The sequence below is a fragment of the Burkholderia sp. Z1 genome (assembly GCF_014893795.1).
GTDB lineage: Bacteria > Pseudomonadota > Gammaproteobacteria > Burkholderiales > Burkholderiaceae > Burkholderia > Burkholderia theae.
The window spans coordinates 430,928-447,578 of sequence record NZ_JACFYL010000001.1 but is presented as its reverse complement, the minus strand read 5'-3'; the positions used below and the strand labels follow the sequence as shown (position 1 = coordinate 447,578).

The 16,651-nt window shown below is 64.7% G+C and carries 17 protein-coding genes; 3 read left to right on the top strand and 14 right to left on the bottom strand.

Annotation, left to right across the window (positions count from 1 at the left end; genetic code table 11):
- Positions 1-46: 46 nt before the first annotated feature.
- The 9 genes from tssA to H3H55_RS02060 form a co-directional block, all read right to left on the bottom strand.
- The gene (gene tssA / locus H3H55_RS02100; protein WP_129513580.1) at positions 47-1,168 is read right to left on the bottom strand and encodes a type VI secretion system protein TssA; all 1,122 of its coding nucleotides are present in this window, start codon (positions 1,166-1,168) and stop codon (positions 47-49) included.
- Positions 1,169-1,209: 41 nt separating this feature from the next.
- Positions 1,210-3,879: a type VI secretion system ATPase TssH gene (gene tssH / locus H3H55_RS02095; RefSeq protein WP_193097531.1), complete on the bottom strand. Its 2,670-nt coding sequence runs from the start codon at positions 3,877-3,879 to the stop codon at positions 1,210-1,212.
- Between the two features lie 43 nt (positions 3,880-3,922).
- Entirely contained in the window at positions 3,923-5,023 is a 1,101-nt protein-coding gene (gene tssG / locus H3H55_RS02090) for a type VI secretion system baseplate subunit TssG (RefSeq protein WP_193097530.1), read from the bottom strand.
- On the bottom strand, positions 4,987-6,822 hold the full coding sequence (gene tssF, locus H3H55_RS02085; RefSeq protein WP_129513577.1) for a type VI secretion system baseplate subunit TssF: 1,836 nt from the start codon (positions 6,820-6,822) through the stop codon (positions 4,987-4,989). Before tssF ends, tssG begins: the two co-directional genes overlap by 37 nt.
- Before the next feature lie 76 nt (positions 6,823-6,898).
- On the bottom strand, positions 6,899-7,384 hold the full coding sequence (tssE, locus tag H3H55_RS02080; protein ID WP_048251028.1) for a type VI secretion system baseplate subunit TssE: 486 nt from the start codon (positions 7,382-7,384) through the stop codon (positions 6,899-6,901).
- 62 nt (positions 7,385-7,446) lie between these two features.
- Entirely contained in the window at positions 7,447-7,950 is a 504-nt protein-coding gene (locus H3H55_RS02075) for an Hcp family type VI secretion system effector (RefSeq protein WP_048251029.1), read from the bottom strand.
- Positions 7,951-8,021: 71 nt separating this feature from the next.
- The gene (tssC, locus tag H3H55_RS02070) at positions 8,022-9,512 is read right to left on the bottom strand and encodes a type VI secretion system contractile sheath large subunit (RefSeq protein WP_048251030.1); all 1,491 of its coding nucleotides are present in this window, start codon (positions 9,510-9,512) and stop codon (positions 8,022-8,024) included.
- Positions 9,513-9,527: 15 nt separating this feature from the next.
- Positions 9,528-10,043, bottom strand: a complete 516-nt coding sequence (gene tssB, locus H3H55_RS02065) for a type VI secretion system contractile sheath small subunit (RefSeq protein ID WP_006484395.1) — start codon at positions 10,041-10,043, stop codon at positions 9,528-9,530.
- A gap of 32 nt (positions 10,044-10,075) precedes the next feature.
- Positions 10,076-10,705: a tetratricopeptide repeat protein gene (locus tag H3H55_RS02060; protein WP_129513576.1), complete on the bottom strand. Its 630-nt coding sequence runs from the start codon at positions 10,703-10,705 to the stop codon at positions 10,076-10,078.
- Positions 10,706-11,078: 373 nt separating this feature from the next.
- On the opposite strand from H3H55_RS02060, the gene tssJ reads away from it, so the two are divergent.
- The 3 genes from tssJ to icmH all read left to right on the top strand — a co-directional run bounded on the left by tssJ (position 11,079) and on the right by icmH (position 13,918).
- Positions 11,079-11,690 (top strand): type VI secretion system lipoprotein TssJ, encoded by a 612-nt coding sequence (tssJ, locus tag H3H55_RS02055; RefSeq protein WP_048251032.1) that lies wholly within the window; start codon positions 11,079-11,081, stop codon positions 11,688-11,690.
- 102 nt (positions 11,691-11,792) lie between these two features.
- Entirely contained in the window at positions 11,793-13,139 is a 1,347-nt protein-coding gene (tssK, locus tag H3H55_RS02050) for a type VI secretion system baseplate subunit TssK (RefSeq protein WP_048251033.1), read from the top strand.
- A complete protein-coding gene (icmH, locus tag H3H55_RS02045) occupies positions 13,136-13,918 on the top strand; it encodes a type IVB secretion system protein IcmH/DotU (protein ID WP_048251034.1) in 783 nt (260 codons plus the stop codon). The genes tssK and icmH overlap by 4 nt, the downstream gene beginning before the upstream one ends.
- 89 nt (positions 13,919-14,007) lie before the next feature.
- Here the strand turns inward: icmH and H3H55_RS02040 are convergent, their stop codons facing one another.
- The 5 genes from H3H55_RS02040 to H3H55_RS02020 all read right to left on the bottom strand — a co-directional run bounded on the left by H3H55_RS02040 (position 14,008) and on the right by H3H55_RS02020 (position 16,602).
- Positions 14,008-14,283 (bottom strand): hypothetical protein, encoded by a 276-nt coding sequence (locus H3H55_RS02040; RefSeq protein ID WP_226799910.1) that lies wholly within the window; start codon positions 14,281-14,283, stop codon positions 14,008-14,010.
- Positions 14,284-14,471: 188 nt separating this feature from the next.
- Positions 14,472-14,957: a DUF4265 domain-containing protein gene (locus H3H55_RS02035; RefSeq protein ID WP_193097529.1), complete on the bottom strand. Its 486-nt coding sequence runs from the start codon at positions 14,955-14,957 to the stop codon at positions 14,472-14,474.
- A 202-nt stretch (positions 14,958-15,159) separates the two neighbouring features.
- Positions 15,160-15,483: a hypothetical protein gene (locus H3H55_RS02030; protein ID WP_048251035.1), complete on the bottom strand. Its 324-nt coding sequence runs from the start codon at positions 15,481-15,483 to the stop codon at positions 15,160-15,162.
- A 168-nt stretch (positions 15,484-15,651) separates the two neighbouring features.
- The gene (locus H3H55_RS02025) at positions 15,652-15,993 is read right to left on the bottom strand and encodes a hypothetical protein (protein WP_193097528.1); all 342 of its coding nucleotides are present in this window, start codon (positions 15,991-15,993) and stop codon (positions 15,652-15,654) included.
- 12 nt (positions 15,994-16,005) lie between these two features.
- The gene (locus H3H55_RS02020; RefSeq protein WP_193097527.1) at positions 16,006-16,602 is read right to left on the bottom strand and encodes a hypothetical protein; all 597 of its coding nucleotides are present in this window, start codon (positions 16,600-16,602) and stop codon (positions 16,006-16,008) included.
- Positions 16,603-16,651 lie beyond the last annotated feature (49 nt).

Genomic DNA, 16,651 nt, shown 5'->3' with positions numbered 1-16,651 from the left:
GCCGCGCGCCCGCCGGGCCCGCGCTCTCAGGTCAAAGGCCCGCCACTTACGACTGCTCGTCCGGCCTCACGCCCAGCAACTCGCGAATATGCGACAGCGAGCCGTCGTCCTTGACGACGCTCTCGAGCCACTTGTGCAGCGGCATGTCGGCCCATTCGGCCGCCTTGTCGGCGAGATACGCGACCGGGCTGTGCGGCTCGGTCTGGCGGAAATAACGCGCCACCGCACGCAGCTGGTCAACGGCCTGCGCACGGTTCTGGATGCCGGCGATCATTTGCGTCATCGGAGGACGCGGAGCGGTCTGCGACTGCACGTGAGTCTCCTCGGTCTGGATCGAATTGCCGAAAACCGGCTCGATGCGCTCGGGTTGCGCTTGCGGCGCCGATGGCGCGTGCGGCGCGCTGCCCGTATAACCCTGCTCGCGCGCGAAGCGCTCGGCGAGCCGGTACACGGTCTCGAACGCGTCGCGCGCCTGCCGGAAGCTCGGTGCCGAATCGCCGGCGCGCTCGACGAGCCGCTCCTCGAATGCATCGAGCGCGAATTCGAACGCCTTCAGGTTCGCCAGCAGCGCCGTGTAGAACGCGATCGGCGTCACGCGCCGCGACGAATCGATCTGGTCGACCGTCGGCTTGCCGCGCGCGATGTCGTCCGCGTGTTCGGGGTCGCGCTTGATGGACTGCGCGACGTGCTGCGCCACTTCCCAGTCGAGCGTGCTGAACGCGTTCGACGCGCCGTCCGTCATCGGCACCGCGCGCAGCAGCTCGGCCGTGCGGCCGGAGAGCCACGCGACGTTGCCGAGCCGGTACTCGGTGTCGTCGCCTTCGGGCAGCGGGTGCACGGTGTCCCAGAACTCGCGGCACAGGCCCTCGAGCAGCGCATAACCTTCGGTGAGGCCGGTGAGGCCGTCCTCGAGCGCGAGCGCCTCGGTCAGCCACACGCCGAGCCGCAGGTCCTTGGTGCGGGTGCGCAGCAGCTCGCCCGCATGGTCGACGACGAAGCCCCAGTCGGCCTCCTTGATCTCGGTCACCCATTCGCCCTGGTCGAGCGTCGGATCGTCGTAGCGCCGCGCGTCCTGGATCGCGTCGAATTCGTTTGAAAACAGCATGTCGTCGCCGCTGGGCGACGCATCGCTGATCGGCGTCAGCAGCTCGGGGAGATTGATCGGCATGGTTCGGTCAGTTCATCAATGCTTGCGTTGCGCGGCCGCGCTCATTCGACGGTGTACGCGAATTCGCCGGCCTCGTCCGCACGCACCGCGATGCGCGCGATGGCCGCGCCGTCGGCGATCCGGCCGAGCACGTGGCCCGCGATCTCCGGCAGCAGCGTGCCGTTCAGGATATGGTCGACGTTGCGGGCGCCCGAATCGACCTCGGTGCAGCGCGCCAGCACCGCATCGACGAGCGACTCGTCCCATTCGAACGCGGCCTTGTGGTTCGCCTCGATCCGGCGGCGGATCCGCTCGAGCTTCAGTTCGATGATCTCGGCCAGCACGTCGTCGGAAATCGGATAGTACGGCACGACCTTCATCCGCCCGAGGAACGCGGGCTTGAACGTCTTGTACAGCTGCGGGCGCAGCGCCTCGGCAAGCGCGTCCGGATCGGGCAGTTCCTCGGCCGGCTTGTTCAGACAGGCCTGCATCACCGCGGTCGACCCGACGTTCGACGTCAGGATGATCAGCGTGTTGCGGAAATCGATCTCGCGCCCTTCCGCATCGTCCATCGTGCCCTTGTCGAACACCTGGAAGAACATCTCGAGCACGTCGGGGTGCGCCTTCTCGACCTCGTCGAGCAGCACGACCGAATACGGGTTGCGGCGCACGGCCTCGGTCAGCACGCCGCCTTCGCCGTAACCGACGTAGCCGGGCGGCGAGCCCTTCAGGCCCGACACGCTGTGCGCTTCCTGGTACTCGCTCATGTTGATCGTGACCATCTTGCGCTCGCCGCCGTACAGGATGTCGGCCAGCGCGAGCGCGGTCTCGGTCTTGCCGACACCCGACGGCCCGACGAACATGAACACGCCGCGCGGCTTGTTCGGATCCTCGAGGTTCGCGGTCGCGGTGCGCACGCGCTGCGCGATCGCGTCGAGCGCATGGTCCTGGCCGATCACGCGCGCGGTGAGCAGCGGCTGCAGGTTCAGCACGGTATCGATCTCGTCCTTCACCATGCGGCCGAGCGGAATGCCCGTCCACGCGGCGACGATCTCGGCGACGACGTGGCCGTCGACCTGCAGCGGCACCATCGGCTCGGCGCCCTGCAGCGCATGCAGCGCCGCGACGCGTTCGGCGAGCCGGTCGCGCGTCGCCTGCACGTCGACCGGCTGGCCGTCTTCCGACGGGCCGCGCGCCTTGTCGAGCGTGTCGCGCAGTTCGGTGATCTCGGCGACGATCACGCGCTCGGCTTCGTAGCGCGCTTCGTCCTTCGCAAGTTGCTCCAGCGCCGTGTCGCGCGTACCGCGCAGCTCGGCGAGCCGCTCGTCGTGCGGCGCGCCGCCGGCCGCCTCGCGCTCCAGCGACGCGATTTCCGCGTCGATCCGCTCGATGCGCTTCTTCGTGTCGTCGATCGCGGCCGGCGTCGCGCTGTGCGCGAGCGCGACCTTCGCGCACGCGGTATCGAGCACGCTGATCGCCTTGTCGGGCAGCTGGCGGCCGCTGATGTAGCGGTGCGACAGGCGCACGGCCTCGGTGATCGCATCGTCGAGGATCCGCACGTTGAAGTGCGTCTCCATCAGACCGGACATCCCGCGCAGCATCGCGGCCGCGAGCGGTTCGCTCGGCTCCTCGACCTTCACGACCTGGAAGCGCCGCGCGAGTGCCGCGTCCTTCTCGAAGTACTTCTTGTATTCGCTCCACGTCGTCGCGGCGATCGTGCGCAGCTCGCCGCGCGCAAGCGCCGGCTTCAGCAGGTTCGCCGCGTCGTTCTGGCCGGCCTGGCCGCCCGCGCCGATGATCGTGTGCGCTTCGTCGATGAACAGGATGATCGGGTGCGCGCTCTTCTTCACTTCGTCGATCACGCTCTTCAGGCGGTTCTCGAACTCGCCCTTCACGCTCGCGCCGGCCTGCAACAGCCCCATGTCGAGCACGTGCAGCGCGACGCCGCGCAGCGGCGGCGGCACGTCGTCGGCCGCGATCCGCAGCGCGAGGCCCTCGACGACCGCCGTTTTACCGACACCGGCTTCGCCGGTCATGATCGGGTTGTTCTGGCGGCGGCGCATCAGGATGTCGATCGCCTGGCGGATCTCGGCTTCGCGGCCGATCACCGGATCGATCTTGCCGTCGCGCGCGCGCTGCGTGAGGTTGGTGGTGTACGTGTCGAGCGCGGGCGTCTTCGACGGGCCGGCCGCGGGCGCCGTGCCATCGGCGGCCGGCGCCACGCCGCCGTCATCGGTATCGGCCTGGCGCGGTTCGGCTTCGCTCGACCCGGCGACGATCTCGTCGAACTTGTGCTTCAGGTCCGTCACGTTCACTTCCGCGAACTGCGACGACATGCGCTGCGCGAACTGTGCGAGATCCGGCGCGGTCAGCAGTGCGAGCAGCAGGTGCCCCGAACGGATGCGGCCGAGATGCGAATCGAGCGACGCGATCAGCCAGGCCTGCTCGAACAGCGCGATCAGGTGCACGGAAAACACCGGCGTGCGCGTATTGCCGGTCTTCAGGCGTGTCAGTTCGCGTTCCAGATCGGCGCGCAGCGCATGCGGATCGACGCGGCTCGCGCGCAGCGCGAGCGGCAGGTCGCCCGCCGGCTCCTCGAGCAACGCGAGGAACAGGTGCTCCAGATCGACCTCGTAGTGGCCGCGCGCCAGGCACGCGCTCGCCGCACGCTCGGTCGCGTGCCGGCTCAGCGGGTTCAGTTTCGTGATCAGGGTCTTCAGAGGCGTGCTCATGGCGTCGATCTCAGGTTCGATTGTGTGTTGTTGTCGTTCGGAATCAGTGAATCACGTGCAGCTCGTAGCGTGCGTCCGAGCGGTCGTCGATCGCGTCGCGCGTGCAGAGGAACGCGTCCCAGCCGAGCCGCGAGCCCGCGCCGAGCACGCTCGCGCCGACCTCGGTGCGCTTCAGCACCAGCTTCACCTCGTACTCGAGCGTGACGCCGGCGAGCAGCGTCAGCATCCGTTCGAGCGCGACGGCCTGCGGGCCGCCGGGCAGGAACGCCTCGTAGTCGCGCTTGGACAGCGGGCCGACGACGATCCGTGCGCGCATGTCGCGCTGCCACACGCGTTCGCCGACCAGCGCCGTCGCGCCGAGCACCGCGTTGACCTCGCCGAGCACGCTCAGCTGGTCGGGCGGCACGTCGTACCACTTGCCGACGAACTGGTCGATCTTCACCGGCACGCGGAAATAGTCGGACAGCGTGCGCTGCAGGTACGCGGCCGACATCGGCCGGTGCCGCGCGGCCAGCGCGTAACCTGCAACGGCCTCGTCGAGCACGCCGCCGACGCCCGCCGCGAGACTGTCGCGCACCTCGTCGCTCGGCACACCCGCGATCGCGAGCAGCAGCGGCAGGTAGCGCTCGTCGCGGTCGAGCTCGTAATGGAACGGCAGCCGGTATTTCTTCCACGCCGCATAGAACAGCGCGGTCGCGCGGTTCGAAAATACATCGAAAAACGCGCGGGCCGCGTGGTCGCGCTTATGGTGCTCGCGCGCGACGATCTGCTCGGTGTAATGCAGCGGCAGCGCGCCCTGCGCGCCGAGCAGCCCGAAGAACGCAGGCGTCAGCTCGACGTGGCCGAGTTCGCCGGACGCGAGCGCGGCTTTGCGCTGCTCGCCCGAGTCGAGCAGCGCGCCGTCGTCGTCGAACGAGCGCACGCCCTCGATCTCGCTCGGCGGAAAGCCGAGCGACAGCGTGTTGCGGAATTCGATGCGCTGCGCGACCACGTCGCCCTGTCGCCATGCGCCGGGCGCATCCGACGCCTGCCGCGCGAACAGTCCTTCGAGCACACGCACCGCCTGGAAGAATTCGAAGCGGTGCGGTTCGTCGAGCAGCGCGTCGACTACGCCAGGATCGACTCGCCGGTCCGGGGCTTGCATCGGATGATCTCCTCGCCGGTGCGCTTCGACACGACGACTAGTTGAACGAAACTGTTGAGGTGGACGTAAAGCCCGAAGAAGCTGTCGAGCACGCGCACGAACGACGCAAGGCTCGCGCCGACGAAGTGTTCCTCGTCGATCGTCAGGCGGATCTCGATGCCGCGCACGAAGGTTGCGAACGGTTTGCCGGGCAGCCACTGCACGGCGCCGCGCTGCTCGATGCCGGCCAGGCCGTCGATCTGGCGCATCGACACGGCGGTGCGACGCAGGTCGTACAGCGTCAGCATTTCCTTCAGCGGCGCGAGGCCGTGCGCGACCAGCGACACGTGATTGAGCGCGAGGTGCGACACGAGCCGCCAGTGCGCGGCGCGGCCGCGCTCGAAGCGCACGCTCTGCGTCGGGCGGCGCAGCAGCGAGATGCCGCTCGTCTGCGCACCGCCTTCCTGGAACAGGTCGCCGCCCTCGAGTCCGAACGCGAGCATCGCCGGCAGGTCGCGGTTCGTGCAAGTGAGGTCGAGGCTCAGCGTGTCGGTTTGCGGCGACGTCGGCTCGAAGTCGATGTCGACGATCGAGATCTCCGTTTCGTAGCCGGGGCTCTTCTGCGCGACCCAGTCGTTGCGGCGCGCGAACCAGTAATGACCGATCCGCGCCGATTCGCCGTGATGCAGCGAATAGAACGGCCGGAACTCGATCACCGATTCTTCATGCGCCTGCTGCCGCACGAGCTTCACCGAGTCGATCGAGTACACCTCGTACGCGAACGCGCGGCGCGCCTCGGCAATCACCGGGTACGACACCGCACGGTGCGTGATGCGGATCGGCTCGCCGTGCTGGCGGAACAGGTTGACGATCGGCGTGCAGAACAGCCGGAAGTGGCTCGCCGTCAGCAGTTCGAGCAGCCGCGCGACGTGCGAATCGCTTCGTACGTCCTGCAGCACCAGGTGCAGCGTCGCGCGCTGGCAGCGGCCCGACGCACGCGCGATCGCCGCGAGGTCGAAGTCGACGAAATCGAACTTGTCGGGGAACGCGAAGTATTCGGTGAGCAGGCGGTACGCGGGATGCGATTTCGCCGGGTAGTCGATCAGCGCGTCGTCCTCGCCGAAGCCGGCCTGCGCGATCGGCAGCTTGCGCAGCGCGGTCCAGCGGCCGTTGCGTTCGGGCTCGACATACGCGCCGAGCACGTTGACGAACAGGCAATCAGTGAGCGCGGCGACGAACGACTGCTCGCCGTGCAGGTGCGCGCGCAGCGTCGGCACCTTCAGCGCGCCGAGATCGAGCTGCGCGGCGAGCGATTCGAACGTGATCGAGATCACGCCCGTCGCGTTGGACGGCAGCACCGTCGCGCTCGGCGCGAGCGCGACCGGCGTGTAGCGGGCTTCCGAGATGCGGATCGGCGCGAGCGTCACGTCGTAGGCGGTGCGGAACCGGCACTGCACGCCGCGGATCGGGCGGCTCTTCAGTTCGGTGCCGCGATCGATCACGACCGGTTCGGTCTGCTGGCCGGGCGACGCCGGCGTGAACTGCGCGATCGAACACGACGGAAACGGCCGCAGGTAGTGCGGATACAGCACTTCCAGCAGCGCTTCGGTGAATTCGGGGTAGTCGTCGTCGAGCTTCTTGTTGATGCGCGCGCCGAGCAGCGCGAACGACTCGATCATCCGCTCGACGTGCGGATCCTCGCAATGCTCGCCCGACAGCGCGAGCCGTGCCGCGATTTTCGGATAGCGTTCGGCGAAATCTCGCGAATAGCGCCGCAAAAACGATAATTCGCGCTCGTAATACGGCAGCAATTCTTCCATCGACGACCCCGAACCTCAATATTTCCTGCCGGACCTGATCAACCACCGGGCGGTCCGGCCCGCTCGGCGGCTTGATTTACTGCATTCTCGCGGCGCGTGCGCGCGTGACCGAATACTGCAGCGTCGACGGCTGCAGCATCGCGTCGAAACTCACCGGCTCCTCGGCCGGGTGCACGACGAGCAGCGCCTGGATCGCGAAGTAGAGCGCGTTGGTCGCCTGCTCGTTCAGCTCGAACGCCACCTGGACCTGCTGCAGGCGCGGCTCATGGCGCGCGATGGCCTGCTGGATCGACTTGCAGATGAACGCGCGGTCGTAGTGACTCGCGAGGCTCAGCCCCGCGAAATCGTTCAGCCCGTAGGTCAGCACCGATTTCTGGCATTCCGGCAGCGCGGCCAGCTCGTTCTCGGTGTGCGCGATACGGGTGTTGAGGATCGCCTCGACGTCGCGGGCGACCGTGTTCTTGAGCTCGTCCAGCGACAATTGCCGCATCGCTGCCGAGGCCGGCAGGTGCGGTTCGTCGTCGAACAGCTTGTCGAGAAAACTGGGTTCGAATCGTTTCATCGGCCGGCATGCACTGCTAAAGCGGCAACGGGACGCCGCGCGCCCCGTTGCCGCAACCGACCTTAGACCGCGTAGGTCTTGTCGTTCTTCGTCAGGCTCCAGGCGCCCTGCGTGTTGCCGCCCTGGTTGCCGCCGATCTTCTGCTGGGTCTGCTTCCACTGCACGGCAGCGTACTTCAGCGAGAACGTCTCGATCGGCAGGCCTTCCTCGCGGACGCTCGGCGCGATGCTCGAGATGATCACGTACTTGAGCTTGACTTCCAGATACTGCACGCGCTTGCCTTCACCGTCCGCGCGCGAGAAATGGATCGTCACCTCGTCGAACGTCGTGCCGCCCGACGCGTGCTGGTACAGCAGCGGGCTCGCCGAATCGATTTCCTTCGAGAACACCATGTCGCCGTGTTCGCAACGCGTCTGCGTCAGGCCGCCGGCCGACGAAGCAGTCGCCGAGCGCGGCTGCAGGATCGAGTGATCCCACGACTTCAGCTCGAGCCAGCCCTGATGGTCCTTGTCCGCGGACTCGCCCTTGACTGCCGGGCTACCAAACTGCAAGTGAATGTGTAACATGGTCCTTCTACTCCCCAAAGAGGTGGTTTTAACGTCCTACCCAGGCGGCCCGCCCGGGCGATTTTGCTCGCTTATGAATTTGCCGATTTGGGCAGATCAGCGACAAGTCGCAGAGAAATCGAGAGTTCGTCGAGCTGAAAGTGCGGGCGCAGGAACGCGACCGAACGATACGAGCCCGGCTTGCCCGGAATCTCCGACACTTGTATGGATGCCTCGCGCAGCGGGAATTGCGCTTTCTGTTCCTGCGAGGCGTTGTCGTCGAGCAGGACGTACTGCGAAATCCACCGGTTGAGGAAAGTCTCCACGTTCTGCGCCGATGCGAAGCTGCCGATCTTGTCCCGCATCATCGCCTTCAGGTAGTGCGCGACGCGCGATACCGAGAAGATGTACTGCAGCTGAGCGGACAGGACGGCGTTCGCATTCGCGCTGTCGGTGCTGTATTTCTTTGCTTTCTGCACCGACTGCGCTGCGAAGAACGCGGCGTAATCGGAATTCTTGCAATGGACGAGCGGGATGAAGCCGAGGTCGCTCAGCTCCTTCTCGCGGCGATCGGTGATCGCGATCTCGGTCGGGCACTTCAGCGCGACTTCACCGTCGTCGGTCTTGAACGTGTGGGTCGGCAGGTCCTCGACGAGGCCGCCGCCTTCGACGCCGCGGATCGCCGCACACCAGCCGAAGTCGTCGAACGCGGCCGTCAGGCGCGCCGCGAATGCCCACGCGGCGTTGCACCACAGATACTTGTCGTGCTCGGTGCCGTCGACGTCCTCGACGAAATTGAAGCGTTCCGCGGTCTGGCCGTCCTTCGGATTGAACGGCAGGCGGCCGAGGAAGCGCGGCAGCGTCAGACCGACGTAGCGCGAATCCTCGGAGTCGCGGAACGACTTCCACTTCGCGTATTCGACCGTGTCGAACACCTTGGCCAGGTCGCGCGGCTTGCCGAGATCGGAGAACGTCTCGAGCCCGAGCAGCTCCGGCGACGCCGACGCGATGAACGGCGCGTGCGCGGCCGCCGCGACGCGCGACATCTGCTCGATGAAGTAAAAATCTTCCGGCTGGCGCGAGATCTCGTAATCGCCGATCAGCGCACCGAACGGCGAGCCGCCGAACGTGCCGAACTCTTCTTCGTAGACCTTCTTGAACAGCGCGCTCTGATCGAACTCGCTCGCGCCCTTGAAATCGCGCACGAGGTCGCGCTTCGGCGCGTGCAGCGCCTTGATCTTGATCGTCTGGCCGGTGTTGCTTTCCTTGACCAGGTAATCCATGCCGCGCCACGTGCTTTCGAGGCGCTGGAATTCCGGCGCATGCATCACCGCGGAAAGCTGCGTGGAGATCAGGCGGTCGAGTTCCGCGACGCGCGCGTCGATCGTCGCCGACAGGTTGTCCGACACGATCACCGTGCCGTCGAGCACCTGGTGCACGAGTTCGCCGATCAGGTCCTTTGCACGTGCATGCTCGGAATCGGATTTCGCGACCTTGCTCTTCTCGACGATGTCGTCGAGCAGCGAGGTCCCGGCGGCGTATTCCGCGCCGCTGGCTTGGGCCGCAGCCGTTTGCTGGTTCATCTCAACACTCCGTCGTCATTCGCCGTCTTTGTCGCCGCCGGTGCCCTTGGCGAGCTCCTGCAGCTGCTGCGTGTTCTTCAGCACCTCGGACAGCAGATCCTCGAGCTTGTCGTTGCCGGCGAGCTTGTTGCGCAGGTCGGCGAGCTTCGAGCGTGCCTCGAGCAGGCGGCGCAGCGGCTCGACCTGTTCGACGACTTCGTCCGGGCTGAAATCCGACAGCGAGCGGAACTTCAGGTCGACCGCGAACTTGCCGCCTTCCGGGCTCAGGCGGTTTTCCACCTGGAACGCGGCACGCGGCTCGATCGCCTTCATCACGTCGTCAAAATTGTCGCGGTCGATATTGACGAACTTGCGGTCGCGCAGCTTCGGCTGCTCGATTTCGGACTGGCCCGCCAGATCGCCGACAACCCCGACGACGAACGGCAGTTCCTTCACCTCGATCGCGTCGCCCTTCTCGACCTCGTAGGTCAGCTGGACGCGCGGCGGCCGTATTTTCTGCAAGCTTTTCTGAATGCTTTCTTTCTTGGCCATCGACGGCTCCCAGGTTGGTTGTAGTTGTCGCGTCAGTTGCGCAGTGCGCCGAACGGGTCACCGCCGCCCTTTTGCGGTGTGGCGGGCGGCGTCGGCGCGGTGGTCGCCGCTGCTTCGGCTGCCGGTGCGGCAGCGCCCTTCGGACGATGGACGATCCGGCGCGGCGGGCGCGGCTTCACGGTCTTCGTTTCAGGCGGGAACAGCGCCGATTCGCCCAGCGTGTCGCGCAGCTGCTTCGCGAGCGCCTGCGCATCGGACTTCGCGTCGCCCGCGAGCGACGAATCCTGGCGCAGCTCGCCGAGCGACTGCGTCGCGATCCGCAGGCCGGCGACGGCCAGCACGCTCTTCGCCTGACGGTCGGTCGCGTCGCGCTGCAGTGCTTCCTGCGCGGCAACGATTGCCTGGCCGTAATGGTTCTGGGCGAACTGGATTTGCGCGATGCGCGACCACGGTTCCTCGCGCGTCGGATCCGACTTCGCGAGCTGCTGATACAGGCCGAGGGCCTTGTCCTGGTCACCCGCCTTCGCAACCGCGTCCGCATCGGCCAGCGACTTGTTGAACACCTCGGCAGTCGGCGGCGCGGGAGGCTGGCTCGCACAGCCGGCGATCACGCCGCAAGCCACTACTACCCCAGACAGTTTTGCGAAGAGACGGTCTTTCATCGTTATATCCACCGGCGCGTGAGTTTTAAATCGTTGAGAATCTGGTTCTTTTGCTTTGCAAGAAGCGCGCGGGTATAGTACCGATCAATTTTTCATAATTCAATCGTCGTGTGAAGAGTAATTCCTTTTAAATCCGGGCGCTACCCCCTCGAATGGCCTCTCGCTGCAGGCTCGCAGCGGTTTTTCTTTCGGCCGGAATGCGCAAGTTTTACTGGTTGCGCGACGCGCCGCCCGGGTGGCGGAAAAAATTTCCGAGCGCTTGCCACGACGCGGGCGTGCTTAATAGTTGAACAGTGCAATGCCGGGGATACGCATTGAACGCGGAAATACCCGGCAGTTTTGACAGGGATAAAGGCGGCACGCCGGAAACACGATGAGATCGTCCATGATTCGCTACGCGCTGCCGCTGGTTGCCTGCGCCCTTCTGGCCGGATGCGCGGCCGCCCCGCTGCTCGGCTCGGCCGCGAGCGCCGTGCTGCAGGCTGCCGGCGTCGGCAAGCCCGACCTGCCGGACGCGCAAAAGCCGCCGCGCAATATCGGGCTCACGCTGGCCGCCGCGCCGAACCTGAACGCCGCGACCGACAACAAACCGCTCGCGCTCGTCGTGCGGCTCTATGCGCTGAAGGACCCGACGTCGTTCCAGCAGGCGCCGTTCGACGCATTTACCGATCCGACCAAGGAAAAGGCCGCGCTCGGCGCCGACCTGCTGAACGTGCGTGAAATCACGCTGATTCCGGGCCAGCGCTACACGGCGACCGAGAAGGTTTCGCGCGAAGCGCAGGCATTCGGCATCGTCGCGCTGTTCCGCGATCCCGCACTACAACGATGGAAACTGACGTTCGATCCGGTAAAGTCGGAGAAATCCGGCATAATTATCGGCCTGCATAATTGCGCGATGACGGTCACCGACGGCACCGTCATCGCACCGCAACAAGGTGCGCCTTCGCAGCCGCTGAATATGCTGTCTTCGGTCTCTTGCGGTTAAGCATGACGCACGAATGTCAATTAACAAGAGTTAACAATTGGCGATTTAATTCGGGCACGAACAAATCGATTACTTCGCAACGCGACATTAACCGGATTTGACATGAGTTATTCGGCCAAGGTGCTGTGGGGGGAAGGGCTGTTCCTCCGGCCTCAACACTTTCAGCGACAGGACGCGTACCACGAAGCGCGCCTGTTCGAATCGATCCAGGCGATCCAGCCTTACAACTGGGGCGTGCGCTCGGTGCGCATCGACCGCGACGCGCTCGGCAGCAACGTGCTGCGGGTTGCCGAACTCGCGCTCGTGTTCCCGGACGGCGCGCTGTACGCCGGGCCGCAGGCCGACGAGCTGCCGCCGCCGATCGCGCTGGACACGCTGCCCGAGGGCATCAACGAATTCGTGTTCTATCTCGCGCTGCACCCGCTGCGCGAGAACAGCACCAATTACAGCGACGATCCGGCCGCCGGCTTCATGACGCGTTTCGTCAGCGAGCAGACGAGCGTCGCCGACAATTTCACCGACGCGGCCGAAGCCGACATCACGTTCCTGAAGACGCAGGTCAAGCTGATCGCGCATAGCGAACCGCGCGACCAGTTGCTGTCGGTGCCGCTCGTGCGCGTGCGCCGCACCGCGACGTCCGGGTTCGAGATCGACGACAGCTTCGTACCGCCGTGCCTCGCGATCGAGGCCTCGCCGATCCTGCACCAGCGGCTGCGCCAGTTGGTCGACGCGTTGCAGGCGAAGGTGAACGCGCTGTACGGTTTCCACCGCGAGCCGTCGAAGAACATCATCGAGTTCCGTTCGGGCGATATCGCGTCGTTCTGGCTGCTGCACACCGCGAACGCCGCGTTCGCGACGCTCGCGCACCTGCACCAGCACGCGGCGCTGCATCCCGAGCGGCTGTACCAGGAACTGCTGCGCCTCGCGGGCCAGCTGATGACGTTCTCGAAGGGCTATACGCTCGCCGACCTGCCCGTGTACCGCCACGACGATCCGGGCCCGAGCTTTGCGCGTCTCGACCTGATACTGCGCGAGCTGCTCGACACCGTGATCTCGACGCGCTACTTCTCGATCACGCTCGACGAAGTGCGTCCGTCGTTCCACCTCGGGCGCCTCGATTCGGGCAAGATCGACGACAAGACCGAGTTCTATCTGGCGGTGTCCGCGGACATGCCGAGCGTCGAGCTCGTCGATGCCGTGCCGGCCCGCTTCAAGGTCGGCGCGCCCGACGACGTCGACAAGCTCGTTCTGTCGGCGATGCCCGGCGTGCGGCTCTCGTACACGCCGCAGGTGCCGCCCGCGATTCCGGTGCGACCCGGCGCCTGCTACTTCTCGCTCGATTCGCGCGGTGCGCTGTACGAGCGCATGCTGCAGGCCCAGTCCGCGATGATCTACGCGCCGACTGGCATCAATGACCTGAAATTCGAACTGATCGCGGTCACATCATGAGCTACGCGCCTTCCCTGTTCGGCGACAACGCGCCGGCCCCCATGCATACCCCGGCGTCGACGGATTCCGCGTTCCAGGCCCGTTCGCTGGTCGACCTGCTGTACGACGGGTTCTTCATGCTGTTCCTGCTCAAGAACGGCCGCGAGCCGGACAGCGCGAGCGAGTTCAGCACGAAGATCCAGGAATTCCTGTCGGATTTCGAGCGCGGCGCGAAGAAGCTGAATATCGCCGCCGAGGACGTGTACGGCGCGAAGTTCGCGTTCTGTGCGGCCATCGACGAGATGGTGCTGTCGTCGCAGTTCAAGATCCGTGCAGACTGGGAACGCCGGCCGCTGCAGCTCGTGCTGTTCGGCGAGCAGCTCGCGGGCGAGAAGTTCTTCCAGTATCTCGAGGAATGCCGTGCGCAAGGCGCGGCGCGGCTGCAGTCGCTCGAGGTGTTTCATATGTGCCTGCTGCTCGGGTTTCAGGGCAAGTATCTGCTCGAGGGGCCGGAGAAGCTCGCTTATCTGACGGCGCGGCTCGGGGATGAGATCGCGCATATGAAGGGCAAGCGCGCGCCGTTTGCGCCGCACTGGCCGTTGCCGGATCAGATTGCGCATCGGTTGAAGCGCGAGGTGCCGGTGTGGGCGATCGGGGCGGTTTTTGCGCTGGTTGCGTTGCTCGGGTTCCTCGGGCTCAACACGTATCTGAAGGACAAGACGCTGCAAGCGCTGGCGCCTTATTCGCAGGTGATCAAGGTCGGGCCGGAGTCGGCTAATTTGACGATTTCGTTGCCTTGAGGGGTGCCGGTTGTTGCGGCAACGCTTCATGAAAAAAGGACCGCTGAGCGGTCCTTTTTTGTTGCGGCGTGCGGTGGGCCGTCGAGGGCTTACCGCGATGCGTCGTCGGCGGGCGAACCCATCCAGACATCTTCGTAGCCAGCGTCGTCGATGATGAAGCGCGCGCCGGGCGGCAACCTCAGGTACGGTCGAACCAACGGCAAGTATGTCGACAGATGCGCGGTGTGCAGCGGCTGGTAAAAATCGGCGGCATCGGAAAATTCGCCGCAATGAAAAAACCAGCCGATGTTGTCGCCTTCCGATAGCACGATGCGCGTGCCATAGACAGGCATCTGCCCAAGCGTCGACATCGCGACGGCGACCATGTCTTCGGGTTCGACGGCGGATAGGCCGTATCGCGTGCAGATGGCTTCCTGATGCGCAAGCAGTGCCGACGGATCGTCTGTCATGTTCATTCCATTCCTTTTCCTGTCGTGCGACGAGTTAGCCCGAATGAGAAGCAGGCCGGCGCCCGACGCGTGGTCGCTCCGGTCGCTCGATCGGTGCTGTTCCGTTATCCGTCAATCCACCAGTCGAGCAACGTCTCGTCGTCGGGATCTTCGAAGTTCAGGTAGATGTTCGCGTAGTACCACGCGAGACCGGTTCTCGCGGTAAAGCCATCGAATACTGTGCGAATTCGCTCGTCACCGGCCTTCGACGGCACCGATAGCGCAAGCGAGCCGCCGTAGCGACCGTCGAGCGTGCCGCCGAGTTCGATCTCCACTTCGTGTACAAGCCGGTCGATTTCGTTGTGTGGAATGGTGTCGCCGTAGACCTGGATGCAGTAGTTGCCGCCCCGCTTCAACACGGTCGCCGGGTGATCCGGATCGTCGATGCGGATGACGTCGCCTTTGGCGAGATTCAGCGTGAGCCCGGGGGACGCCAGCAGTTCGTAGTGGCCTGGGGCGATCTCGCGCGCGGGGAGTTCTTCGTGAACCGGATGCCCGTCGCTGGAGCGGCCTGCGTAGACGTAGATCACTTCGAATTCGTGGTCGCGCATGTCATTCGCACCATGTGTGAGGTCTTGTTCCGGTCAGAAGCTTGTCGCACGTGCATAGCCGGCGCGTCTCATCGCGGCACGCGGGCGAAATCCATGAGGGATGGCGCGGCGCGTAATGCTGCCCAGGAGTCGGCGCCGTGGCGGTCGAACAACGGACATGCAGCACATCGCCGGGGATCGTCATCGTGCGACTAGTGCATCGTCAGAACAGGATAAATGCGTCGTTCTCGACATAGAAGACGAACGCGTCGAGCAATTGCGTAACGCTCGGTTCGTCGACCTGGTCGTGCGCATTGATCACGATGTCCTCGATTGTCGCGCTGTCCAGAGTGACTTGCCAGCCGGGTTGGGTCGCGATGACGGGCGCCGTGTTTTCGTCGGTGTCTGCGTCCTTCGTGTCTTCGGAGAAGATGCCCTCGGTATCGAGCGTCCACGGCATCGGTGGCAGGCAGAGCCATCCGGAGAAATCGCCAGGGTGTTCAAGAATGTGCTTCAGCGACACTTCGGTCGCGGTGGAGATCGACATGGGTATTGCAGTTGTAACTGGGTGAATCGTCGGGGTTGCCGAGAAATCGCGGCGGCAAGCCATGATTATGCCAATTCCACGCTGGTGGGCTTGGCCGGCTGTCTTTGGTCACGGACATTGCACGTTGCCCGGATGCTCCACAGCGCATTCCCGACGAACCGCAATCCGCTATGTCGGTTGCCCGAAATACACGATGTCGAATGCATCGATCCAGCCCGAGAATTCGTCTGGCAGCACATCCCGCCAGATCCTGTCGGTGTCGATTCGTCTGTCGCATGCGAACAGCACGCTGCCACACGTTGAAGCGGCGTCAATGGTCAACACGATCAGGTTGCCGGCCCTTCCCGCAAACGCGGCGCGCCGGCAGTACCCAGGATCTTCGAAGTCGTCGAAAAACACTGCGCCCGATGCAGCGAGTTCGACCTCTCGGCAGAGCATGTATCCCCAGTCTGCAATCCGGATCGGATGCGCCCGAAACGCGGCGTCGAGAGAAGCGTAGTGGACCGTCACCGACGCCGAAAGTCAGGGTTGGTAGCGGATCGTTTCATAGATCTTGGCCATGCCCTGCTTCGCGGCACTCTCGTTCGCAGCCAATCCCGACGAGAAGACAATGCAGGTCCATCCGTTGCCGCAGACCTTGCTCGTAACGAGATCGAGACGATGTGCATAGAGCTCGTCTTGATTGAAGATGTTGTGCGTATAGCGTGAAGCAAGCGCCGGATACTTGTCGTTCAGCATGAAAGGCGCAAAGTCCGGCTTCGTGTACTGAGCGGGTTTGTCGTCCACCTGGCTCTCGTAGAGGTACTGCGCTGTACCTTCGAACGAAGGTGCGACCTTGGTTCGCAGCACCTGAACAACGACGTCCAGATTCAGTACTTCGAATGCGGATTTGTCGGCTTCGATGCTGATTCCTCGGCCGTTGGTATCCTGAAGTCGATCGTTTGCCGTGACCCGCCAGTCTGCCGGGAGCTGGAAGCTCAGACCGTTGGCTTTAAAGAGCTTCGGATGAGCCAGATCAGGGGCTGCAGCGGCTCTTGGTCGAAAATCGTCGGCGTATGATGTTGCCGAAAGCGCGAGGAGGATAAAGGAGGCAAACGCAATTCGCACTGACGGACTCATCAGATCACACCCAAGTCAATTTTCAAATTATAGGAATAAGCCACAATGC